20 protein-coding genes are annotated in these 22214 nt (G+C 68.1%); 7 read left to right on the top strand and 13 right to left on the bottom strand.

The features are described from left to right. Positions 1 to 47: 47 nt before the first annotated feature. Positions 48 to 1322 carry an APC family permease gene (locus CFB40_RS23830; RefSeq protein ID WP_089432562.1) on the top strand — a complete coding sequence of 425 codons (1275 nt, stop codon included), beginning with the start codon at positions 48 to 50 and terminating at the stop codon, positions 1320 to 1322. A 149-nt stretch (positions 1323 to 1471) separates the two neighbouring features. On the opposite strand, the gene CFB40_RS23825 is transcribed toward CFB40_RS23830, so the two are convergent. From CFB40_RS23825 to CFB40_RS23810, 4 genes are all read right to left on the bottom strand, one after another. Next, positions 1472 to 1768 carry an XRE family transcriptional regulator gene (locus CFB40_RS23825; protein WP_089427690.1) on the bottom strand — a complete coding sequence of 99 codons (297 nt, stop codon included), beginning with the start codon at positions 1766 to 1768 and terminating at the stop codon, positions 1472 to 1474. Between the two features lie 72 nt (positions 1769 to 1840). Then, positions 1841 to 2200: a type II toxin-antitoxin system RelE/ParE family toxin gene (locus tag CFB40_RS23820; protein WP_011355455.1), complete on the bottom strand. Its 360-nt coding sequence runs from the start codon at positions 2198 to 2200 to the stop codon at positions 1841 to 1843. A 110-nt stretch (positions 2201 to 2310) separates the two neighbouring features. Further along, positions 2311 to 3297: a pca operon transcription factor PcaQ gene (gene pcaQ, locus CFB40_RS23815; RefSeq protein WP_089427691.1), complete on the bottom strand. Its 987-nt coding sequence runs from the start codon at positions 3295 to 3297 to the stop codon at positions 2311 to 2313. 84 nt (positions 3298 to 3381) lie between these two features. Next, positions 3382 to 4119, bottom strand: a complete 738-nt coding sequence (locus CFB40_RS23810; protein ID WP_089432561.1) for a helix-turn-helix domain-containing protein — start codon at positions 4117 to 4119, stop codon at positions 3382 to 3384. A gap of 120 nt (positions 4120 to 4239) precedes the next feature. Between CFB40_RS23810 and CFB40_RS23805 the strand changes: the two genes are divergently transcribed. The 3 genes from CFB40_RS23805 to pcaG all read left to right on the top strand — a co-directional run bounded on the left by CFB40_RS23805 (position 4240) and on the right by pcaG (position 6385). Next, complete coding sequence (locus tag CFB40_RS23805; protein WP_089433296.1) at positions 4240 to 4806, top strand: YiiX/YebB-like N1pC/P60 family cysteine hydrolase; 567 nt, start codon at positions 4240 to 4242, stop codon at positions 4804 to 4806. 274 nt (positions 4807 to 5080) lie between these two features. Next, a complete protein-coding gene (pcaH, locus tag CFB40_RS23800; protein WP_059683235.1) occupies positions 5081 to 5788 on the top strand; it encodes a protocatechuate 3,4-dioxygenase subunit beta in 708 nt (235 codons plus the stop codon). Positions 5789 to 5791: 3 nt separating this feature from the next. Beyond that, positions 5792 to 6385 (top strand): protocatechuate 3,4-dioxygenase subunit alpha, encoded by a 594-nt coding sequence (pcaG, locus tag CFB40_RS23795; protein ID WP_089432560.1) that lies wholly within the window; start codon positions 5792 to 5794, stop codon positions 6383 to 6385. Positions 6386 to 6843: 458 nt separating this feature from the next. On the opposite strand, the gene CFB40_RS23790 is transcribed toward pcaG, so the two are convergent. Further along, positions 6844 to 7623 carry an AraC family transcriptional regulator gene (locus tag CFB40_RS23790; RefSeq protein ID WP_089432559.1) on the bottom strand — a complete coding sequence of 260 codons (780 nt, stop codon included), beginning with the start codon at positions 7621 to 7623 and terminating at the stop codon, positions 6844 to 6846. A gap of 142 nt (positions 7624 to 7765) precedes the next feature. Here CFB40_RS23790 and CFB40_RS23785 point away from each other — a divergent pair, with 142 nt between their 5' ends. Continuing rightward, a complete protein-coding gene (locus tag CFB40_RS23785; RefSeq protein ID WP_089432558.1) occupies positions 7766 to 8545 on the top strand; it encodes an alpha/beta fold hydrolase in 780 nt (259 codons plus the stop codon). Between the two features lie 38 nt (positions 8546 to 8583). On the opposite strand, the gene CFB40_RS23780 is transcribed toward CFB40_RS23785, so the two are convergent. The 8 genes from CFB40_RS23780 to CFB40_RS23745 form a co-directional block, all read right to left on the bottom strand. After that, the gene (locus tag CFB40_RS23780; protein WP_089427697.1) at positions 8584 to 9411 is read right to left on the bottom strand and encodes a M55 family metallopeptidase; all 828 of its coding nucleotides are present in this window, start codon (positions 9409 to 9411) and stop codon (positions 8584 to 8586) included. Then, entirely contained in the window at positions 9408 to 10490 is a 1083-nt protein-coding gene (locus tag CFB40_RS23775) for a DmpA family aminopeptidase (RefSeq protein WP_089432557.1), read from the bottom strand. The genes CFB40_RS23780 and CFB40_RS23775 overlap by 4 nt, the downstream gene beginning before the upstream one ends. After that, positions 10490 to 11383 (bottom strand): glutathione ABC transporter permease GsiD, encoded by an 894-nt coding sequence (gene gsiD, locus CFB40_RS23770; RefSeq protein ID WP_089427699.1) that lies wholly within the window; start codon positions 11381 to 11383, stop codon positions 10490 to 10492. Before gsiD ends, CFB40_RS23775 begins: the two co-directional genes overlap by 1 nt. Positions 11384 to 11390: 7 nt before the next feature. After that, the gene (gsiC, locus tag CFB40_RS23765) at positions 11391 to 12311 is read right to left on the bottom strand and encodes a glutathione ABC transporter permease GsiC (RefSeq protein WP_089427700.1); all 921 of its coding nucleotides are present in this window, start codon (positions 12309 to 12311) and stop codon (positions 11391 to 11393) included. A gap of 79 nt (positions 12312 to 12390) precedes the next feature. Then, positions 12391 to 13953, bottom strand: coding sequence for a glutathione ABC transporter substrate-binding protein GsiB (gene gsiB / locus CFB40_RS23760; RefSeq protein ID WP_089432556.1), 1563 nt, complete (start codon positions 13951 to 13953; stop codon positions 12391 to 12393). A gap of 95 nt (positions 13954 to 14048) precedes the next feature. After that, positions 14049 to 15956 carry a dipeptide ABC transporter ATP-binding protein gene (locus CFB40_RS23755; RefSeq protein WP_089432555.1) on the bottom strand — a complete coding sequence of 636 codons (1908 nt, stop codon included), beginning with the start codon at positions 15954 to 15956 and terminating at the stop codon, positions 14049 to 14051. A gap of 29 nt (positions 15957 to 15985) precedes the next feature. Beyond that, the gene (locus CFB40_RS23750) at positions 15986 to 16987 is read right to left on the bottom strand and encodes an isoaspartyl peptidase/L-asparaginase family protein (RefSeq protein WP_089427703.1); all 1002 of its coding nucleotides are present in this window, start codon (positions 16985 to 16987) and stop codon (positions 15986 to 15988) included. Continuing rightward, complete coding sequence (locus CFB40_RS23745; protein ID WP_089432554.1) at positions 16984 to 17928, bottom strand: MurR/RpiR family transcriptional regulator; 945 nt, start codon at positions 17926 to 17928, stop codon at positions 16984 to 16986. The genes CFB40_RS23750 and CFB40_RS23745 overlap by 4 nt, the downstream gene beginning before the upstream one ends. Positions 17929 to 18396: 468 nt before the next feature. On the opposite strand from CFB40_RS23745, the gene CFB40_RS23740 reads away from it, so the two are divergent. Both CFB40_RS23740 and CFB40_RS23735 read left to right on the top strand, forming a co-directional pair. Next, positions 18397 to 19668, top strand: a complete 1272-nt coding sequence (locus CFB40_RS23740) for an MFS transporter (RefSeq protein ID WP_089432553.1) — start codon at positions 18397 to 18399, stop codon at positions 19666 to 19668. 27 nt (positions 19669 to 19695) lie between these two features. Further along, positions 19696 to 22116: a glycoside hydrolase family 31 protein gene (locus CFB40_RS23735; RefSeq protein WP_089432552.1), complete on the top strand. Its 2421-nt coding sequence runs from the start codon at positions 19696 to 19698 to the stop codon at positions 22114 to 22116. The last annotated feature ends 98 nt before the right edge of the window (positions 22117 to 22214 follow it).

Genomic DNA, 22214 nt, shown 5'->3' with positions numbered 1-22214 from the left:
CGAGCGCCCGCGCTCGAACACAACAAGACTTCCGGAGACTGCCGTCCATGCCCTCGCATGTCGAATCGCCCGCCGCTCATCACGCGGGTTCGCTGACGATTTTCCAGGGCGCCGCGCTCTATATCGGCGCGGTGCTCGGCACCGGCGTGATCGCGCTGCCCGCACTGGCCGCCGAGGTGGCGGGGCCGGCCTCGCTACTTGCCTGGGCGGCGTTGGTCGTGCTGTCCGGGCCGCTCGCGGCCACCTTCGCCGCACTCGGCGCGCGCTATCCCGACGCAGGCGGCGTCTCGACCTACGCGCGGCGCGCATTCGGGCCGAAAGCCGCTGCGATCGTCGGATGGTGCTTCTACTTCGCGGTACCGGCCGGCGCACCGGCCGCCGCCATGTTCGGCGGCGCATACGTCGCGGCCGTCACGGGCGGCGGGCACACGACGGTCATCGTCACCGCTGCCGCGCTGATCGCGACCGTGTCGGCCGCGAATGCATTCGGCGTCACGGTTTCGGGCCGCATGCAGCTCGTGCTGTCGGCACTGCTCGTCACGCTGCTGCTCGCCGCGGTGCTCGCCTCCGCGCCGCATGCACGCACCGCGAACCTGCATCCGTTCGCGCCGCACGGCTGGCTCGCGGTCGGCCAGGCTGCCGCGCTGCTCGTGTGGAGTTTCGCCGGCTGGGAAGCGATCACGCATCTCGCGGCCGAATTCCGCCGGCCCGCGCACGACATGCCGCGCTCGGCGGGAATCGCGGTCGTGGTGGTCGGGTTTCTGTATCTGTCGGTTGCTGCCGCGAGCGTGACGGTGCTCGGGCCGTCCGCGGGCGGATCGGGTGCGCCACTCGCCGAACTGATCGCGGGCAGCATCGGCGGCCATGCGCAGGTGCTGGCCGCCGCAGCCGCCCTGTTGCTCACGCTCGGTACGATGAACGCGTATTTCGCGGGCGCGGCCAAGCTCGGCGCGGCGCTCGGGCGCGACGGCGCATTGCCCGCGTGGCTCGCGCAGGGCAGCCAGGTCGGCGGCGTCCCGCGTCGCAGCCTCGGCGTGATCGCCCTGCTCGCCGTGGTCGCACTCGCTGCGACGACGCTGTCGGACGTCGGGCCGAAGCCGCTCGTGCTCGTCACCTCCGGGTGCTTCGTGATGGTGTACGGGCTCGGCGCGGCCGCCGCGCTGAAACTGCTGCCGCGCGGCGGCATCGCACACCGTTGCGCATGGATTTCGCTGGTCGCGGTGGCCGGGCTGTTCCTGACGACCGGCTGGTACATCCTGTGCCCGCTGCTGCTCGCGGGCGGGGCGCTGCTCTATCTGCAGGTGGCCGGGCCGCGTCAGTGACCCGGCAGCTGCGCGCGGGGTCGACACGCGCCTGCTTGCGGCGACGCGCGGGCTGACATCACCGAACCGCTGGCCGGATTGCCGGCCACGCCGCCGCGTGCATCATGCGTAGGGGCGCAGCCTCGGCCGCCGCCGATGCTGCGCGCCCGTCAGGCGGGCACCAGCTCGAAGCTGAGCCGTTTGCCGAGCGCGGTGGCCGCGCTCGCGAGCGTCGCCAGCGTGAGGCTCGTGTCGGTTTCGTCGAGCAGGCGGTTGAGCGCGGCGCGGCTGGTTTTCATCCGTGCGGCCATCGCGGTTTTCGTGATCTGCTGCGCCTTCATTTCCTGGCCGATCTGCCACGCGATCACGCGCTTGATCGCGGTGGCGGTGGCCGCCTCGAGATTGCCGTCCTCCTCGAGGAAGGTATCGAAATCGCTGCCGATATGCGGATTGTTCGTGGTCGTCATGGGTACTCCAGTGCATGGCGTTGCCGGCGGCCTGACCGTCGAAGACGGCGTGTTCCGGCGCAACCGGGGAATTCAGATGGCGCGCATCAGCGCTTTCAGGCGCGCGACGGTGACATCGAGATCGTCCGACGGCGTGGCCCGCGACTGCTTGAAGAAGCCGTGCAGCAGGACCATCGTGTCGCCGACGACCGTAAACAGCACGCGGGCGCTCCGCCCCGGCAACATCACGCGGATCTCCCACAGATCCTGCGCCATCTTCCGAACCAGCGGCATGCCGAGCGGCCAGCCGAGTTGAACGGTCTTGATCTCTTCGCCGATCGCCCTTCGCTCCGCTTGCCCGAGCGCCTTCAGCCATTCGCGCACCGGCTCGTTGCCACGGGCCGTCTGGAAGAACCGCACGCCGAGCGTGACCTGGATCTGCTGTCTCGTCATCGTCCTGACACCAATCGTACCAAAATCGGTACGATATGCCAAGCACCCCGCAGCCGGCTACTGACCGGATGGCCAATCCGGCAGCCGGGAACGGCGGGCGGTCCGCCGGCTCAATCGTCGCGACGAGCCGGCTTGCGCGCCGCGCGTGGCGCCCCGCGTTCACGCGTCTCGCCGAACCGCGACCGCGCGATGTCGCGCACGGCGTCGATCAGCGTCCGCGCGACCGGCGACGGCTGCGCATCGGTGCGCAGCACCAGCCCGACCGGCTCGTCGGTGCCCGCCGACGGCAGCGGCAGGCGTGCCAGCGCCCCGGCCGACAGGTCGTATTCGGCCGCATAGAGCGGCACGAACCAGACTGCGTCGTTTTCGAGTGCCAGCGCACGCGCGACCGACACCGACAGCACCTCGATGAACGAATCCAGCGGCGGCACGCCGCAAGCGCCAAGCAGCTGCTCGGCCGACTGGCGGATCAGCGTGCCGAACGGCGGCAGCACGACCGGATAGCGCGCAAGCTCGGCCGCCGGCGCCGCATTCGAGAGCAGCGGATGCCCGGCGCGCACGACGGCAACGAGCGGCTCGTTGTACAACTGCTCGAACGCGAGCCCGATCATCCGCTCCGGCTCCGACAGCCGCCCGATCGCGCACTCGATCGCGCCGGACTTCAGGCGCTCGAGCAGATCGGCGTTCGCGGCCGTCGCGATCCGCACGACGACGCGCGGCCAGCGCTCCGCGAGCGCCTTCATCAACGCGGGCGCGAGCGATGCCGCGACGGTCGGCAGCATGCCGATTTCCAGCGTCGCCGCGGCGGCCCCGCCTTCGCGCGCAAGCAGCCCGACACCCTGCCGCAGCGCCAGCACGCACGCGTTCGCGTGCGGCATGAACAGTTGCGCCTCGCGGGTCGGCTGCGCGCCCTGCCGGCCGCGCTCGAACAGCTTCACGCCGAGGATCGCCTCCAGTTCGGCGATCGTCTTCGACACGGCCGGCTGTGTGATCGACAGGCTTTCGGCTGCCTTCTGCACGCCGCCCAGCTGCGCGACCGCGAGAAAGCACTGCAGATGCCGGAACTTGACGCGGCCGTCCGCGATACGGTTATTCATAACAGGTGGTTATGCGATTGACAATGAAATGCCATTTTGCATAACTTTCCGGATAGCCCCAAGCGCTCGACGAGACGTCACGCGTCACGCGTTGCGCCGCAGTGCCTGGAAACCGGCCGGCTCCCACATCCGCTTCGCGATCAGCAAGCTGGTGCCGCGCTTCTGCGCGAGCGGTGCCGACGACGATTCCGCATGCAGCGCGGCCGCCTTGCTGCGCAGCCGGCGCAATTCCAGTTCGAGCTCGGCGGAAGCAGCCTCCGTCAGCATCCCCTGCGAGAACGTCATCGTCTCGCCTTCGCCGTCGAAGCGGCTGTCGAGGAAATCGCCGAGCGCGTGCGCATGGAAGTAACGGCGGATCGGCCCGCCCGGCAGCCAGTCGAAATCGCGCGCGACGCGCACGCGAATCCGGTCGCCCGGCAACAGCGCGACGACGTTCATCCGGTCGAGCATCAGCAGGTATTTCACGCACTCGGCCTTCGTCACCTGATAGGCCGACACGATGTCCTGCACCGTCCAGTAGTTGATCGCGCAGACGGCGACGAGCAACAGCTTGTCGTCGGACACGAGCAGCGCCTCCTGCTGCTCGGTCAGCACGTGCAGCCTCGGCGCCGATGCGGACGCCTCCTGCACGAGCTCGGCCAGCGTATAGCCGAGCAGCTGGGCGATCTCCACGACGCGCTCCAGCGTGAAGCGGCTGCTGGCGAACAGCCGCTTCACGCTGGTCTCGGAAACGTCGAGCGCACGTGCGACGTCGCGGTAGGTCATGCCCTGCGCCTTCAGCTGGCGCTTCAGCATGTCGATGAGTTGGGCAGTCTCGGTCATTTTGGTATCGAAAAGTGATGCTCTAGGTCAGATATTAGGCTACCTGCGCTCGCTGATGAACACATTCGGATACTTGTCTGCATAATCCGCTCCGTGCTGTCACTGAACGACGGAGCCGACATGACCACCCGAACCGACACCGCTGCCTACGAATCGCATCACCCCGCCCCGCGCGATGCCCGCGACACGGATCGCACGATGCCGCTCGCCACGGTCCGCACGCTGGCCGCCAGCGCGCACGTCGGGGATCTCGTGTTCATCCGCGTGCCGGCGAATGCGCCGCGCGACGCGGCAGGCGCGACGGGTGCGTGGGCCAATCGCTTCGGCATCGTCGTCGACACGTCGGGCGACGAGCCCGTGATCGCCGAATCCGCGTTGGCGTGGACGAAGCTCACGCCGCTGTCGCGCTTCGTCGCCCGTACCGACGGCGGACGCATCGCGCTGGCCCGTCGCGTCGCGGCGCCGACCGCCGATGCGCAGCGCCAGGTGCACGCAATCGCCGAACAACGGATCGACGCCCTGCTCGGCAACCGCTTCAACCTGCGGACGCGGCGCGGGTTCTGCGCGCGCTACGTGAGCGACGTGCTCGGTGCCGACCGGGATGCGACGCCGGCCGCACTGCTGCGCAGCGGCACCCTGTCACTCGAATTCGACGGGATCGTGTTCGATCCCGGCCGCCCGTCATAACAGGCGCTCAGGGAGACCGGATAACAACAAGAACGACAACACAAAAAAGCGGCGACGGGCTGGCTGGAGGGCCGTGCACGGGGTCGTCACCGACGACGCGAAGCCCGATCGCTTTTTCCGCCGGACAGGCATCCTGTCCGGCGGAATTTTCATTGGCGCATCGAACATAACGAACAGTTATGCGATTTGCTAAAAAAGGTCATTTTGCATAACTTTCCGGATTGGCTACAGTCGTGCCATCCACTTCGCGAAAGACCTATCAGGAGACGCCCCGATGGATTCCCCCACGATCCTCACGCCGCGCGACTGGCCGTCGCATCCGGCCTATATCCACCCCGAGTACCGTTCGTCCGTGAAGCGCGGCCCGACGCGCCCGCTGATCCCGCTGAAGGAGAAGCTCCGCGACCAGTACGCGCCCGTCTACGGCGCCGAAGATCTCGGCGCGCTCGACCATGACCTGACGAAGAACGCCGTGAAGAACGGCGAGCCGCTCGGCGAGCGCATGGTCGTCACCGGCCGCGTGCTCGACGAAGGCGGCAAGCCCGTGCGCAACACGCTCGTCGAGGTATGGCAGGCGAACGCGGCCGGCCGCTACGTGCACAAGGTCGACCAGCACGACGCGCCGCTCGACCCGAACTTCCTCGGCGCGGGCCGTTGCCTGACCGACGACGAAGGCCGCTACCGCTTCCTGACGATCAAGCCCGGCGCATACCCGTGGGGCAACCATCCGAACGCGTGGCGCCCGAATCACATCCACTTCTCGCTGTTCGGCGATTACTTCGGCTCGCGTCTCGTCACGCAGATGTACTTCCCCGGCGACCCGCTGCTCGCGTACGACCCGATCTTCCAGGGCACGCCCGAGGCCGCACGCGATCGCCTGATCTCGCGCTTCTCGATGGACATCACCGAAGAAGGCTATGCGCTCGGCTACGAATTCGACATCGTGCTGCGCGGCCGCGACGCTACCCCGATGGAGCGCTGAACCATGACGACGCTGAAGCAAACCCCTTCGCAGACGGTCGGCCCGTACTTCGCGTACGGCCTGTGCCCGCAGCAATACGACTACGACCTGAAGAGCCTGTTCACGCCGACGATCGCCGCGGCACACGCCGAAGGCGAACACGTGCTGCTGGTCGGCCAGGTGTTCGACGGTGACGGCAACGTCGTCGGCGACGCGGTGCTCGAGTTCACGCAGGTGGACGGCGCGGGCCGCTACCCCACGTCGCGCGACGACATCGCGAAATCCGGCTTCACGGGCTTCGCGCGGGTCGGCACCGGCACCGATGCGCAGCAGCGCTTCGTCGTCGAGACGGTGAAGCCGGGCCGCCTCGCCGCCGGCGAAGCGCCGCACATCAACGTGACCGTGATGATGCGCGGGATCCTCACTCATGCATTCACGCGCGTGTACTTCGACGACGAAGCCGCCGCAAACGCAGCCGACCCCGTGCTGAACGCGGTGCCGGCCGAACGCCGCGCGACGCTCGTCGCGAAACGCGACGCGCAGCCGGGTCGCCCGGTCGTCTACCGCTTCGACATCCGCATGCAGGGGCCGGACGAAACCGTGTTCTTCGACGTGTGACGCGCGGGCCGGCTCACGCCGGCTTCGCCCGCTACCGCACCGCCGCGTGGCGCGATACCGACAGGCATCGCGCCACGCGGCGTTTTTCATGGTCCGTCGTCATCATTCGATGCTGCGGTGCAGCGTGCCATATCGCGGGTGCCGACGGCCTTGCCACGGGCCTCCTGCCCCTGCATCGAACGCGCGATTGAAACGCATGCTGCGACAGCACACAAGTCACCAGTCCGACACGATATCGTTTGCGCGTTATGCGGCGTATTCTTCGCTATCCGCAACGCTTCAATGAGATTGAATCGAAACAGGAAACAATTACGCATGTCATGCGCGACACCGCCCGGCAGGCTGGGCGCGCATTTTTTCTGACCGAGTGCCTTTAAACGCGTCTGACCGAAGTTGGCAGGCGCGTATTTTTTGGCGGCGGCCGGCACACCGGCGTGGCGTGCGTCACTTCGTTCCGGTCAGCGCCGAATCTCCAGATAGCGGCTCGGCGTATCACCCAGAATGCGGCGAAACGCCGACGTGAACGCGCTGGCGCTCGCATACCCGAGATCGAGCGCGACCCGCGTCACCGGCTGCCCGCCGCTCAGGCGCGCGATCGCCGCGAGCATGCACACCTGCTGGCGCCATACGGCAAAACTCACGCCCGTCTGCGCACGGAACTGCCGTGTGAACGTGCGGCGGCTCAGGCCCGCGTCCGCGGCGACCTGGTCGAGATCGGCCGCGATCGACGGCGAGGCGAGCAGGTGCCGGCACACCTTCGCCAGCCGTGCGTCGGCCGGCAGCGGCGCATGCAGCGACAGGCGCGGCATCGTCGCGATTTCCGCGACCAGCAGCGCCATCAGCTTGCCCGCGCGCCCGTCGACGTCGTACAGGGCCGGCAAGTCGATCGCATCGTCGATCAGTTGCCGCAGCAGCGCCGATACGCCATACACACCGCACTGCTCGGGCAGGCCCGCCTCCTGCGCGGCGGCGCCGGACACGAACGTGTTGAGCATCGTGACCGGCCCGGTCATCGTCATTTCGTGCCGCACGCCGGCCGGCACCCAGCACGCGCGCTGCGGCGGCACCAGCCAGCGTCCGTGCGGCGTCGACACGCTGATCGTGCCGCGCGACGCGAACGCGAATTGCCCGCGCCCGTGCGCGTGTTCCGGAAACGTCGTGCCCGCCGCATAGTCATTCGCGGTCACGACCACGCTCCGGGGAATGTTTTCGTAGGGATCTAGCAGCGTATTTCTCACGGCCCGAATTCCATCATCAATGACCCGATATCGAAGGCGGGTCTCCTTCGCGCGATCTACGATCCGCTCCACCCTTGCGCGACCTGACGGCCGCAAGACCCGTCGGCCTGATCGGCCGGATTACCACTGCATCGGAGCGGACATGCCGAATACGTTTCATCGCGTGGGGGACGGCCCCCACCCTGTTCTTGTACTGCCCGGCTGGTTCGGCGACGCCCACGCGTTCGAACCCGTCGAAGCGTGGCTGTCGCGCAAGCACTTCAGCTATGTATTCATGGACTACCGAGGCTACGGCCGCATGCGCGACGCAGCGGGCCACTACACGATCGACGAGATCGCCGCCGACGCGCTCGCGCTGGCCGACACGCTCGATTTCGCGACCTTCAGCATCGTCGGCCATTCGATGGGTGCGATGGCGGCCGAGAAAGTCGCCGTCATCGCGCCCGGGCGCGTGCGCGCGCTGGTGCCGATCACGCCCGTGCCGTGCGGCGGCCTGCCGTTCGACGCGGAGAAACGTGCGCTATTCGAGCGCGCCGCCGACCACGTCGCCGATCGCCGGACCATCATCGATCGCAGCACCGGCGGCCGGCTGCCCGCATCCTGGGTCGAGTGGAAAGCGGCGTATTCGGCAGCCCGTTCTTCGTCGTCGGCGTTCGGCGCGTACTTCCGCGCGTGGGCCGATACGGATTTCGGCGACGAGATCGCCGGCATCCATCCGGTGAAAGTGCTGATCGGCGAGCACGATCCGGCGTTCGACGCGACACTGATGGCCCGCACCTACCTGCGGCGTTATCCGCTCGCCACCGTCGACGTGCTGCGCAATGCAGGCCACTACCCGATGAACGAGACGCCGCTCGCGTTCGTCGCCGCGATGGAAGCGTTCCTGCTCGCCGTGACGGCGCACCCCGTCGGCAACCCCTGACGACGCGCGGCGCGCAAGGAGCATGGCGGTCATGCGCATCACCGCAGCATGAACGACATCGCCGACAAGCTGTTCAGCGTGCGCACCACATGCTCGACCGAAGGCCCGTCGAAGCGCAGCGTCACCGCATCGACGCGCTCCAGCGACGGCAGCACGCAGAACAGGTCGGCCTGCGCCGCCGTCTGCACGCGCAGCGTGCACGCGGCCGGCGCGGGCCGATGGGCGCCGGCGCGCACGCCTGCCGACAGTGCGTGCGCAACCGCTTCGCGCGCCGCCGCTGCGATCCGCGCACATGACGCGGCGGGCGTGAGCGTATCGCCGCTCGACGCGCCGCCGGCCGTCTTGACCGTCTCGAAATGCGCATCCGGAAACAGCGGCCGCGTTTCCTCCGCGAACACGTCGTCGCCCGTGGCCAGCGCGACGTGCGCGCCGTATTCGCGCGCCAGCGCGCCGTACAGCCCGGCTTCGCCGAGTTCGACGCCGTTCAGCCATACCTGCGTGAACGCAAAGCTGTTGATCGTGTGCGCGAGCACGCCGCGCGTCTGCGATTTCGCGTGATAGCCGATCATGAACACGAGATCGGGCTGCTGCTCGAGGCCCGTCATCATTCCGAGCGTGCGCGGCTTGCCGAGGACGACACGCGCACGCGCATCGAGCCCGTCGGGCAGCAGGTTGCGGAAACCGCCGTGCGAATCGTTGACCCACACCGCCTGCGCACCGCCCATGAACGCGCCTTCGATCGCCGCGTTCGCCTCGGCGGTCATCCAGCGGCGCGCGCGCTCGTATTCCGGATTGCCGGCGCGCGTCTGCTCGATGGCGAATACGCCGGCGACGCCTTCGATGTCGGTCGAAATCAGGATCTTCATGACTGGGTAAGACGTCCTTCGTGGCCTTCGTTGAACAGGCGATCGAGATCGGGCACCGCATCGCGCAGCGATTGCCGCACGTGGCCGTCGCGCCCGGCCACCGTCACGGCCTGCAGCAGCGCGTCGGCGATCGCATGCTCGACGCTTTCGGCCGCGGCCATGAACAGCGGATCGAGCGCCGCATCGGCGACGAGGGCCGGCAGCGCGAGGGTCGATGCGTCGTGCGCGATCGTGTAGGCGGTGGAGAAGGCGAGCGCGATGTCGCCGCTGCCGTGCCCGTAGACCGAGCCCGTGCGGGCCAGCCCCGCCCCGGCGCGGCGCGCGAGCCGCGACAGTTGCCGCGCATCGAGCGGCGCGTCGGTCGCCAGCAACAGGATGATCGATCCTTGCTCCGGCGGCGCCGCATGTGCGGCCCCGGCCGCACGCCGTTGCGCGACGATGCGCCCGACCGGCACGCCGCCGAGCGTCAGCATCGGCAGCCGGCCGAAATTCGCGAGCACGAGTGCGCCGACCGTATAGGGCCGCCCGGCCGCGACGGCGACGCGCGATGCCGAACCGATCCCGCCCTTCAGGTCGAAGCTCGACATCCCGCGCCCCGCGCCCACCGCGCCGCGTGCGACGTCACGCGATGCCGCGCGGCACGCGTCGTCGTAATGCGCGGGCGTGACCGCGAACGCCTGGATATCGTTCAGATAGCCGTCGTTGCACTCGAACACGAGCGGGTTGACGGTCGACCAGTCGCGGCCGATCTGCGGATTCGCCGCGATCGCCGCGCGAATCTGCGCCTGCGCGAGCGCGCCGACGCCGAACGTATTGGTCAGCGCGATCGGCGTCTCGAGCGTGCCGAGTTCGTCGACCTGCACGAGCCCGACGCTCTTGCCGAAGCCGTTGATCACCGCCGCCCCGGCCGGCACCTTGCTGCGGTACACGTCGCCCGGATGCGGCTTCACGACGGTCACGCCCGTTTGCACGTTGCCCGCATCGAGCGTGCAATGGCCGACCGTCACGCCGGGCACGTCGGCGATCGTGCCGCGCGGCCCGGACGGCAGCATCGCCGTCCACATCGGTGCATCGCGCATCAGCGGCGCTCCAGCTTCGGATCGAGCGCGTCGCGCAGCCCGTCGCCGAGCAGGTTGAACGCGAGCACGGTCAGGAAGATCGCCAGGCTCGGGAAGATCGCGATGTGCGGCGCCGTCACCATGTCCGCGCGCGCCTCGTTGAGCATCGCGCCCCACTCCGGCGTCGGCGGCTGCGCGCCGAGCCCGAGGAACGACAGGCTCGCGGCCGTGATGATCGACGTGCCGATCCGCATCGTGAAGTAGACGACGACCGACGACACGGTGCCCGGCAGGATGTGCCGCATGATGATCGTCCAGTCCGACGCGCCGATGCTGCGCGCGGCCTCGACGTAGGTCATGTGCTTGAGCATCAGCGTGTTGCCGCGCACGAGCCGCGCGAACGCCGGGATGCTGAAGATCGCGACCGCGCAGATCACGTTGACCATCCCGTTGCCGAGGATCGCCACCACGCCGATCGCGAGCAGGATGCCCGGGAACGCGAACAGCACGTCGGCCACGCGCATCGTGATGCGGTCCCACCAGCCTTCGTAGTAGCCGGCGAGCAGACCGAAGAACGTGCCGATCACCGCGCCGAGCGCGACCGAGAAGAAGCCGGCGGCGAGCGAGATGCGCGTGCCCGTGATGATCCGGCTGAAGATGTCGCGGCCGAGCGAGTCGACGCCGAACCAGTGCACGGCCGACGGCCCCGCGTTCAGCGCGTCGTAGTCGAAATAGTTCTCCGGATCGAACGGCACGATGTGCGGGCCGACGAACGCCAGCACGACGAGCGCCAGCACGAAGCCGCCCGCGACGAGCGCGACGGTCTGCTTGCGGAACTTGCGCCAGAATTCGCGCCACGGCGTGCGGATCGCGGCGGGTGCGGCCGGCGCCGCGGTCTGGACTGTCGCGTTCATGCGCGCCTCACTTGAACCGGATGGTCGGGTTGATGACCGCGTACAGTACGTCGACGGTCAGGTTGATCAGGATGAACTCGAGCGAAAACAGCAACACGATCGCCTGGATCACCGGGTAGTCGCGCATCGTTACCGCGTCGACGAGCAGGCGGCCGAGCCCCGGCCAGTTGAACACGACCTCGACGACGATCGAGCCGCCGAGCAGGAAGCCGAACTGCAGCCCCATCATCGTGACGACCGGGATCATCGCGTTGCGCAGGCAGTGCTTGAGCACCACCATCGGCTCGTGCACGCCTTTCGCACGCGCGGTGCGCACGAAATCCTCGTTCAGCACCTCGACGAACGACGCGCGCGTGAAGCGCGCCATCACGGCCGCGACCGCGGCGCCGAGCGTCAGCGACGGCAGCACGTAGCTCTTCCACGAACCGTCCGGCACGACCGGCAGCCAGCCGAGCTTCACCGAGAAGACTTCCATCAGCAGCATGCCGAGCGCGAACGCGGGAAACGAGATGCCCGACACCGCGAGCGTCATGCCGAGGCGATCCGGCCAGCGGTTGCGCCACACTGCCGACGCAATGCCGATCGCCATCCCGAAGGCCGTCGCCCACACCATGCTGACGAGCGTCAGCATCAGCGTCGGCATGAAGCGCTCGCCGATCTCGGTCGAGACCGGCCGCTTGCTGCGCGTCGACATGCCGAAGTCGCCGTGCGCGATCTTCGTGAAGAAGTTCACGAACTGCGCGGGCAGCGGGCGGTCGAGCCCGAGATCGGCACGCACGAGCGCGATCGTCGCGTCGTCGGCTTCGGGGCCGGCCGCGAGCCGCGCCGGATCGCCCGGCAGCAGGTGGACGAACAGGAACACCAGCACCGCGACGATCGCGAGCGTGGGCAGCAGGCCGAACAGGCGTTTGACGAGAAAATTCAGCATGGGGCACCGATCGAATCAGCGTGCCGGCAGCTTGCGCCGCCGGCACCGCATGGCGGACGAACCGCCGTCATCACCACTGTCATTTCAGCGAGATTTCGTCGAAGTTGAACGAACCGTCCGGCATCACGTACGCACCCTGCAGCCGCTTGCTGCGCGCATAGACGATCTTCTCCTGCACGAGGAAGATCCACGGTGCGTCGGTCCAGATCTGCTTCTGCGCATCGGCGTAGAGGTCGGTCTTCTTCGCGCGATCGACCGTCTCGAGCGCCTTCGTCAGATCGCCGTCGACCGTGTCGTTCTTGTAGTACGCGGTGTTGACGAGCTTCGGCGGCGCCGACGCACCGGCGAGCAGCGGCGTGATCGCCCAGTTCGCCTCACCCGTCGACGACGACCAGCCGATGTAGTACATCCGCACCGGCGCCTTCGCCGGATCGGGCGCGCTCTCGACCTTCGCGACCCGCTCGCCGGCCTCCAGCGCCTGCACCTGCACCTTCACGCCGACCTGCGCGAGCTGCTGCTGCACGAACTGGATCGCCTTCTGCGACGTCGAGTTGTTATACGCGGACCACAGCGTCGTCTCGAAGCCGTTCGGATAGCCTGCCTCCTTCAGCAGCGCGCGCGCCTTCGTCGGGTCGTACGGCCACGGGCCCAGCTTCGTCGCATAGTCGACGCCCTGCGGCACCACGCCGGTGGACGGCGTCGCGAAGCCGGAGAACGCGACCTTCGCGAGCGCTTCCTTGTTCACCGCGTAGTTCAGCGCCTGGCGCACCTTCGGGTTGTCGAACGGTTTCTGCAGCATGTTCAGCGACACGTAGCGCTGCACGATCGACGGCCGCTCCACGATGTCGACCTTCGGGTTGCCCTTCAGGTCGACCGCCTGCTCGAACGGGATGCGGAACGCGAAATCGGCTTCGCCCGTCTTGATCAGCGCGGCACGCGTGTTGTTGTCGACCACCGGCTTCCAGTCGATCGCGTCGATCTTCGGATAGCCCTTCTTCCAGTAGCCGGCGAACTTCTTCACCTTCAGGTCGTCGGTCTGCTTCCATTCGACGAATTCGAACGGGCCGGTGCCGACCGGATGCAGCGCGATGTCGCGGCCCCACTTCTTCAGCGCGGCCGGCGAGATCATCACGGCCGACGGGTGCGCGAGCGTGTTGATCAGCGCCGAGAACGGCTCGCGCAGCGTGATCTTCACCGTGTACGGATCGACCACTTCGGTCTTCTCGATCACGCGGAACATGTTGTAGCGCTTCAGGTGGTTCGCCGGATCGGTCACGCGGTCGAAGTTCGCCTTCACGGCCGCCGCGTTGAAATCGGTGCCGTCGTGGAACTTGACGCCCTGGCGCAGCTTGATCGTGTACGTCTTCGCATCGGGGCTCGCGTCGTAGCTCGTCGCCAGCACGTTGACGAGCTTCATGTCCTTGTCGAAGCCGAACAGCCCCTGGTAGAACGACTTGACGACGGCCTGCGACACCGTGTCGTTCGCGTCGTACGGGTCCATCGTCGTGAACGTCGAATCCACCGCCATCACCGCGGTCTGCTGCGCGAACGCGGGCACCGCGGCCGACAGCGCGAACGCGCCGGCAAGCGCGACGAAACACGCGCGCGGACGAAACATCGGGAACGGATGCTGCTTGGTCATGTTGCTGGGCTCCTATCGGTGAATCGGTGACGCCTCACGGGCGTTTCGGTTTCGACTTCCTGCACGCTCGCGCATCGCCGTGGCGACGCATTGCTTCAGTACGCGCCGCCGACGCGATGCGTCGCGACGTAATGATCGGGGCCGACCGCGACGAGCGGCGCGACGGCGGGCTCGTCGCCGACCGCGCGGATCGGGCTCGGGATTTCGTCGGCCGCCAGCTGGCGCGGCGCATGCCTGCGTGCCGGATCGGCCACCGGCACCGCGCTCATCAGCTTCTTCGTGTACGGGTGCTGCGGCGCCTCGAACACCGCGCGGCGCGGGCCGATCTCGACGATCTGGCCGAGGTACATCACCGCGACGCGATGGCTGATGCGCTCGACCACCGCCATGTCGTGCGAGATGAACAGATACGCGACGCCGAGCTCGCGCTGCAGGTCGAGCATCAGGTTGACGATCTGTGCCTGCACCGACACGTCGAGCGCCGACACCGATTCGTCGGCGATCACGACCTTCGGGTTCAGCGCAAGCGCGCGCGCGATCGCGATCCGCTGGCGCTGGCCGCCCGAGAATTCGTGCGGATAGCGGCGCGCGGCCTCGGGCGGCAGGCCGACCTTGTCGAGCAGCCAGTCGACGCGCGCCTGCGCTTCGCGGCCGCTCGCGACGCCGTGCACGAGCAGCGGCTCCATGATCGAAAAGCCGACGGTCAGGCGCGGGTTCAGCGACGCGAACGGATCCTGGAAGATGAACTGGATGTTCCGGCGCAGCGCCTGCAGGTCCGGGCCTTTCAGCGCACTGATGTCGCGGCCGTCGAACTCGATCGAGCCGCTCTGCGATTCGACGAGGCGCAGCAGCGAGCGGCCGGTGGTCGACTTGCCGCAGCCCGATTCGCCGACCAGCGCGAGCGTCTCGCCCGCGCGCAGCTCGAAGCTCACCCGTTCCACCGCATGCACGTATTGCGACACGCGGCCGAACACACCGCTCTTCACCGGGAAGCGCGTCACGAGATCGCGCACGCGCAGGATCGGCGACGCGGACTGATCGACGGGCGGCTGCGCATCGTCGTTCGCCGCGGGGGCGGGCGACGCAGCCGGCGCCGCCGTGCTCGCGCCCTCCACCTTCAGCAGCGGGAATTTCTCGGGCGCATCGGTGCCCTGCATCGAGCCGAGTTTCGGCACGGCCGCGAGCAACGCGCGCGTGTAGCGATGCTCCGGCGCCGCGAAGATGCGATCCGACTCGCCCTCCTCGACCTTCTCGCCGCGATACATCACGAGCACGCGGTCGGCCACTTCGGCCACCACGCCCATGTCGTGCGTGATGAAGATCACGCCCATGTTCATCTCGTCCTGCAGCCCGCGCACCAGTTGCAGGATCTGCGCCTGGATCGTCACGTCGAGCGCGGTCGTCGGCTCGTCGGCGATCAGCAGCGACGGCCGGCACGACAGCGCCATCGCGATCATCACGCGCTGCCGCATCCCGCCCGACAACTGGTGCGGATAGCGCGCGAACACGCGGCGCGCCTCCGGAATGCGCACGAGTTCGAGCAGCCGCAGGGTTTCCGCGCGCGCTTCCGACAGGCTTTTCGACTGGTGCAGCGCGATCGCCTCGCTGATCTGGTCGCCGACCGTGAACACCGGGTTCAGCGACGTCATCGGCTCCTGGAAGATCATCGCGATGTCCGCGCCGCGAATGCCGCGCATCGTCGCGCCGCTGGCCTGCGCGAGATCGACAATCGCACCGCCGCGCCGGCGGAACGCGATCCGGCCGTTCGTGATCGCGCCGCCGCCGTGCTCGACGAGCCGCATCAGCGCAAGCGACGTGACCGACTTGCCCGAGCCCGATTCACCGACGATCGCGAGCGTCTCGCCGCGGTCGACGTGAAACGACACGTTGCGTACCGCGTCGAACGTCGCGCCTTCGCGGCGGAACGTGACCGACAGGTCGTCGACGGCCACCACGCGCTGCTCGGGCAGCACCAGGCCGGACGGGTTACGGCTCGAAGTCATCGTGGGTCTCCTCCTCGTGCGGGCCGGGATCAGGCCGTGTCGTCGTCGCGATAGATGCCGACCACCGGCGCTTCGCCGACGCGCGCATAGCCGCGGTACATCCCTTCGGTGTTGAACGGCATCGCGACGTTGCCCTGCGCATCGACCGCGATGATCCCGCCGCGGCCTGCGAGGCGCGGCAGCTTGTTCATCACGACGTCGTGCGCGGCATCGGCGAGCGATGCGCCGCGATACGCGATCTGCGCGGCCACGTCGTGTGCGGTCGCGAGCCGGATGAACATCTCGCCGGTGCCCGTCGACGACACCGCGCAAGTTGCGTCGTCCGCATAGCAGCCCGCGCCGATGATCGGCGAATCGCCGACACGCCCCGGCTGCTTGTTCGTAATGCCGCCCGTCGACGTCGCCGCCGCGATGTGGCCGTGCTGGTCGCATGCGACCGCGCCGACCGTGCCGTGCTTGCGGTCCGGGTCGAGCGGTTCGGCCGGCTGCTGCAGTTGCTGTGATGCGCCGAACGTGAACGTCGCCGCGTCGTGGTCGAGCATGGCGCCCGCCGCTGCGCGCGCCTTGACCCACTGCGCGTGACGCGCCTCGGTGTGGAAGTAATCCGGTTCCGCGAGTTCGAGCCCCTGCGCGGCCGCGAACGCATCGGCGCCCTCACCGGCGAACAGCACGTGCTCGCTCGCTTCCATCACGCGCCGCGCGGCCAGCACCGGATTGCGCACGCGCGTCGCGCAGCAGATCGCGCCAGCACCGAGCGTCGCGCCGTCCATCACCGCCGCGTCGAGTTCGTGCTTGCCCTCCGCCGTATAGACGGCGCCGCGTCCTGCGTTGAACAGCGGGCAATCCTCGAGCATCCGCACCGCGACGGTGACGGCGTCGAGCGCGCTGCCGCCGTCGGCCAGCACCTGCTGCGCGGCCGTCAGGATGGCGGTCAGTTCGGCACGGTACTGACGTTCGGTGTCGGAATCCATCGCCTCGCGCAGGATCGTGCCTGCGCCGCCGTGAATCGCAACGATCGCGGGTGAAGTCATGTTTTTTTCGGACGGTGAGTAGAAGGGTTGGCGGCCGGTGGCGTCGCTTGCGGCTGGATGAGCCACGGCAGCAGGAATTCGGTCATCTCGGCGGCGGATTTCGCGGACCGGTGCGTGCGCAGCGCGACCGCGTCGATCAGCGCCTCGATCATCGCGAGCACGGCCGCTTCCGACGTCGCCGCGAAGCGCCGCTCGGCCTTGACGTACAGGTTCAGCGACGCGATCGGCGCAAGCGGCGATTGCGGGCCGTCGGAGATGCCCAGCACGCGCGCACCGCGCGCCGCCGCGCGGCGGGCCAGTTCGATGGTGTCCTTCACGTAGCGCGGAAACGCGAGCGCGATCACGAGATCGCGCGAGTCGGCCGTGTACAGCCGCCGCGCCGCGTGCGACGGGCCGCCGAGCAACGCGAGCGACTGCACGTTGTCATGGCAGACGGACAACCCGTGCTCCATCAGCCCGGTGAGAAACGCGCTCGACCCCGCGCCGAGAATCAGCACGCGCCGCGCGCCGACGATCGCCTCGACCGCGGCCTCGACATCGGCTGCGTCCAGTTGCGCACGCGTGTTCTCGATGTTCGCGACGGCCTGGTCGAATACCGCGTCGATCCACGCGGCGCCGCGTACGCCGGGCTCCTGCTCCTGCGCGGAACGCAGCCGCTCGACCGGCCCGAGCGTCGCCTCGAAGCCACGCACGAGCGCCGCGCGCATCGCCGGATAGCCGTCGAAACCGAGCGCCTTCGCGAAGCGGTTCGCGGTCGCGATCGACGCGTTCACGGCCTGCGCGAGTTCGTCGATGCGCATCGTCGCCGCGCGGAACGGATTCGCGAGCACGAACTCGCCCATGCGGCGGTGGATCGGCGTCATCAACGGCATCGCCGACGCAATCCGCTCGGCGATCGCGGGTTCGTCGTGACTGGCGTCGGGCGGAACGAGAGGCGTCATGCGAAGGGTTGTTGCAAGGATGATGAAAATGAATTTACACAACTCCCGCCTCGAAAAGAAATAAATTTTCATCAGGATTCGTCACGCCGCGCCCCGCGCCTTTCGCTCACCCGATGCGCGCACTGCCCCGCCGCACGGGCCTTCGCGCGTGATCGCCGTGCGTTGCCAAGCACGCTGTGTGGCCGTGCTCCTCGGGAAAACCCCGAGCAAGTTCGTTCGAATGCATTTTCACGTTGACCGGATTCGAATTCGAACATAGGATGCTCGAAAATGATCAGTCGTCAGATAACGTCGCAGCTCGACGACGACAAAATGTTCGTTCGAATACCGTATTTTCGATATAAGCCGGCATAACCCGCTCCAATCAAGATCGGACATCGTACGAATAAAACGAATAAGCCATCCCGGGCGGATGGCCCTTACGGATCGGCGGGCGCTGGGCGCCCGCCCCTCTGACAGGAGACAGCAGTGAAGACAGTCAAGGCATTGCGCTGGTGGATCATCGTGCTCGTATGTCTCGGCACGATCCTCAACTACCTCGCACGGAACTCCCTCGCGGTGCTCGCCCCCGAGCTGAAGCAGGTCTTTTCGATCTCGACGCAGCAATATTCGTACATCGTCGGCGCGTTCCAGATCGGTTACACGATCATGCAGCCCGTGTGCGGCTTCGTCGTCGACCTGATCGGGCTACGGCTCGGGTTCGCGCTGTTCGCGATGCTGTGGTCGATCGTCGGCGTCGCGCACGGCTTCGCGTCGGGCTGGCTGTCGCTCGGCATCCTGCGCGGCTTTCTCGGCCTGTTCGAAGCCGCCGCGATTCCGTCCGGGATGAAGGCGGTCGCCGAATGGTTTCCCGATCGCGAGAAATCCGTCGCGGTCGGCTATTTCAACGCGGGCACGTCGCTCGGCGCCGCGATCGCGCCGCCGCTCGTCGTGTTCCTGTCGATGCGGTTCGGCTGGCAGGCCGCGTTCATGGCCACCGGCGCGCTCGGCTTCGTGTGGGCCGCGCTCTGGTATGCGCAGTACCGGTCGCCGGCCGATCATCCGCGCATCACGCCGCAGGAACGTGCGCTGATCCGCAACGGCCAGGCGACGATGCCGCCCGTGTCGAAGCGCCGCATTCGCGACGTCGTCACCGCGCGGCGCTTCTGGGCCATCGCGCTGCCGCGCTTCTTCGCCGAGCCCGCGTGGCAGACCTTCAGCTTCTGGATTCCGCTCTATCTCGCGACCGAGCGCCACATGGAACTCAAGCAGATCGCGATCTTCGCGTGGATGCCGTTTCTCGCGGCCGACCTCGGCGGCATCGCGGGCGGCTACCTGTCGCCGTATCTCGCGAAACGGTTCAAGCTGCCGCTCGTGTGGTCACGCGTTGCCGGCGTCGCGCTCGGCGCGGTGCTGATGCTCGGTCCCGCGATGATCGGGCTCGTCGCGTCGCCGTACATGGCCATCGCGCTGTTCTGCGTCGGCGGCTTCGCGCACCAGATGATCTCCGCACTCGTCAACACGCTGTCGGCCGACGTGTTCGATCCCGAGGAAGTCGGCACCGCGAGCGGCTTCGCCGGAATGGCCGCGTGGATCGGCGGGCTCGGCTTCTCGCTGCTGGTCGGCGCGCTCGCCGACAAGATCGGCTATGCGCCGCTGTTCGCGTGCCTCGGCCTGTTCGACATCATCGGCGTCACGCTGCTCGCGATGCTGATCCGCGGGCAGTCGAAGCAGGAACGCCTGCTCGCCCGGCACGCCTGACCTTCGCCCTTACCAGGAATCGCATTCATGACTTCGCTTCTTCATCCGCCCGTGTTCCGCGTCGCCGGCCAGCACGCGAACCGTGTGCTGCTCGCGTCCGAGGCGGGCGCAACCGTCGAGATCTTCGTGCTCGAGGATGACATCGTACGGGTGCGCGTGCTGCCCGACGCGACGGCGCGCAACCCGCGCACGTGGTCGATCGCGCCGGGCCTCGACGACGTGCCGCTCGACGGGCGCGACCGCCTCGACTTGAGCGGCTTCGCGCTGCCCTCCTTTACCCTCGTCGAAGACGATGAGAGCATGTGCATCGAGACCGTACAGATCCGGCTCGCGGTGCGCCGGCAAGGCGGCCATTGCACGTGGTCGATGCGCGGCGCGGACGGCACCTGGCGCGTCTCACTCGCCGACCGTGCGACGCAGGCGTACAACTTCGGCTGGTGGGACGATCGCGCGTATCACTACGTCGCCCGCGAGCGCGGCGACAAGGTGTTCGGTCTCGGCGAACGTGCGGGCGACCTCGACCGCACCGGCGCGCGCTTCGAGATGCGCAACATCGACGCGATGGGCTACAGCGCGAAGCACACCGACCCGCTGTACAAGCACATTCCGTTCTACATCACCTGGTCGCCCGCAGCGTGCCAGGGGTTCGGGCTGTTCTACGACACGCTGTCGGACTGCGCGTTCGACATGGGCCGCGAGCTCGACAACTATCACGGCCCGTACCGCTATTTCGTCGCCGAGCACGGCGATCTCGACTACTACTTCATCGCGTCGCCCGACACGCCGCTCGCCGCTGCGCGGCGCTTCACGTGGCTCACCGGGCGCCCCGCGCGCACGCCGAAATGGGGGCTCGGCTATTCGGGCTCGACGATGCGCTACACCGATGCGCCGGACGCGCAGCAGCAGATGAACCAGTTCGTCGAGCAATGCGACACGCACGACATCCTGTGCGATTCGTTCCACCTGTCGTCGGGCTATACGTCGATCGGTGCGAAGCGCTACGTGTTCAACTGGAACCGCGACAAGTTTCCCGACGCGAAGGGCTTCGTGAAGCATTACCGCGACCATGGCATCCGCCTGTGCGCGAACATCAAGCCGTGCCTGCTGCGCGACCATCCCGCATTCGAAGAGGCGGCCAGGCGCGGGCTGCTGATCCGCTCGGCGTCCGGCGAGCCCGCATGGGTGCAGTTCTGGGACGAAGTCGGCGCGTATCTCGACTTCACGCAGCCCGACGCGTATCGCTGGTGGCGCGAGCAGGTCACGTCGGCGCTGCTCGAATACGGGATCGAGTCGACCTGGAACGACAATAACGAGTACGAGATCTGGTCGCCCGACGCGATCGCGCACGGTTTCGGCCAGCCGTATCCCGTGCGTGAAGCGAAGGTGCTGCAGACGATGCTGATGATGCGCGCGTCGCGCGACGCGCAGCGCGCGCATGCGCCGGCGCGGCGGCCGTTCCTCGTGTCGCGCTCCGGCGGCGCCGGCATGCAGCGCTACGTGCAGACCTGGTCCGGCGACAACTATACGTCGTGGGAAACCCTGCGCTACAACCTGAAGATGGGCCTCGGGCTCGCGCTGTCGGGCGTGTCGAACATCGGTCACGACATCGGCGGCTTCTCCGGGCCCGCGCCGTCGCCGGAACTGCTGCTGCGCTGGGTGCAGTTCGGCCTCTTCATGCCGCGCTTCAGCATCCACTCGTGGAACGACGACGGCACCGTCAACGAACCGTGGATGTATCCGGAGATCACCGCGCAGATCGCGTCGCTGATCAAGCAGCGCTACCGGCTGCTGCCCTACCTCTATCACCTGCTGTGGCTGTCGACGACGCGCTACGAACCCGTGCTGCGGCCGACCTTCGCCGATTTCCCCGGCGATGCGCGCTGCTACGACGAATGTGACGACATGATGCTCGGCGACGCGCTGCTCGTCGCGCCGGTCGTCGATCCCGGCCTGACGGCGCGCACCGTCTATCTGCCGTCGGGCGCGCGCTGGTTGTGCTGCGCGAGCGCGCAAGCGTTCAACGGCGGCGCGAGCGTGACGCTGCCCGCGCCGCTCGACACGCCGGTGATGCTGCTGCGCGAGGGCCGCGTGCTGCCGCTGAACGTCGCGGAACAGCATTTCGGCGCGCGTGCCGACACGCGCGGCTTCCTCGTTGCGCCGCGCATCGAGGACGGTGTCGCGTACGGCGAATGCGTCGAGGACGATGGCGAGACGGAAGCATGGCGCGACGGCGAATACGGGCTGTGGCGCATCGAGACCGGCCGCGAAGCGTCGGGCGCGCTCGGCGTATCGGTGCGCTGGGACGGCCGCCCCGCACGCCCGGCCGACCGCGTCGAGATCCTGTTGCCCGCGTCGCTGCAAGGCTCGGTCGCCGTGCGCGGCGCGCGCGTCGAGCAGGATGCGCAGGATGGCGCGTGGCGCCGCCTCGTCGTCGCATTCGACAGCTGAACCGCGTCACCCGCGCAAGACGGGCCGTTCACGCGGCCCGCCGCCCGCCACAGAGGAGGCAACCGAGCCTCCCGCCCCCCTTGAAAAGATGAAGAGAT

This window comes from Burkholderia sp. AU31652, assembly GCF_002223155.1.
Taxonomy (GTDB): domain Bacteria; phylum Pseudomonadota; class Gammaproteobacteria; order Burkholderiales; family Burkholderiaceae; genus Burkholderia.
This window is presented reverse-complemented; position numbering and strand designations above follow the sequence as displayed.

Bases quoted from the DNA above. Each gene is read 5' to 3' on its own strand.
- CFB40_RS23820 (WP_011355455.1), bottom strand. From the start codon at position 2,200: ATGACGAGACAGCAGATCCAGGTCACGCTCGGCGTGCGGTTCTTCCAG.
- gsiD (WP_089427699.1), bottom strand. From the start codon at position 11,383: ATGAACGCGACAGTCCAGACCGCGGCGCCGGCCGCACCCGCCGCGATC.
- pcaQ (WP_089427691.1), bottom strand. From the start codon at position 3,297: ATGAATAACCGTATCGCGGACGGCCGCGTCAAGTTCCGGCATCTGCAG.
- CFB40_RS23775 (WP_089432557.1), bottom strand. From the start codon at position 10,490: ATGCGCGATGCACCGATGTGGACGGCGATGCTGCCGTCCGGGCCGCGC.
- CFB40_RS23825 (WP_089427690.1), bottom strand. From the start codon at position 1,768: ATGACGACCACGAACAATCCGCATATCGGCAGCGATTTCGATACCTTC.
- pcaH (WP_059683235.1), top strand. From the start codon at position 5,081: ATGGATTCCCCCACGATCCTCACGCCGCGCGACTGGCCGTCGCATCCG.
- gsiC (WP_089427700.1), bottom strand. From the start codon at position 12,311: ATGCTGAATTTTCTCGTCAAACGCCTGTTCGGCCTGCTGCCCACGCTC.
- CFB40_RS23810 (WP_089432561.1), bottom strand. From the start codon at position 4,119: ATGACCGAGACTGCCCAACTCATCGACATGCTGAAGCGCCAGCTGAAG.
- pcaG (WP_089432560.1), top strand. From the start codon at position 5,792: ATGACGACGCTGAAGCAAACCCCTTCGCAGACGGTCGGCCCGTACTTC.
- CFB40_RS23750 (WP_089427703.1), bottom strand. From the start codon at position 16,987: ATGACTTCACCCGCGATCGTTGCGATTCACGGCGGCGCAGGCACGATC.
- CFB40_RS23830 (WP_089432562.1), top strand. From the start codon at position 48: ATGCCCTCGCATGTCGAATCGCCCGCCGCTCATCACGCGGGTTCGCTG.
- CFB40_RS23780 (WP_089427697.1), bottom strand. From the start codon at position 9,411: ATGAAGATCCTGATTTCGACCGACATCGAAGGCGTCGCCGGCGTATTC.
- gsiB (WP_089432556.1), bottom strand. From the start codon at position 13,953: ATGACCAAGCAGCATCCGTTCCCGATGTTTCGTCCGCGCGCGTGTTTC.
- CFB40_RS23805 (WP_089433296.1), top strand. From the start codon at position 4,240: ATGACCACCCGAACCGACACCGCTGCCTACGAATCGCATCACCCCGCC.
- CFB40_RS23735 (WP_089432552.1), top strand. From the start codon at position 19,696: ATGACTTCGCTTCTTCATCCGCCCGTGTTCCGCGTCGCCGGCCAGCAC.
- CFB40_RS23785 (WP_089432558.1), top strand. From the start codon at position 7,766: ATGCCGAATACGTTTCATCGCGTGGGGGACGGCCCCCACCCTGTTCTT.
- CFB40_RS23745 (WP_089432554.1), bottom strand. From the start codon at position 17,928: ATGACGCCTCTCGTTCCGCCCGACGCCAGTCACGACGAACCCGCGATC.
- CFB40_RS23755 (WP_089432555.1), bottom strand. From the start codon at position 15,956: ATGACTTCGAGCCGTAACCCGTCCGGCCTGGTGCTGCCCGAGCAGCGC.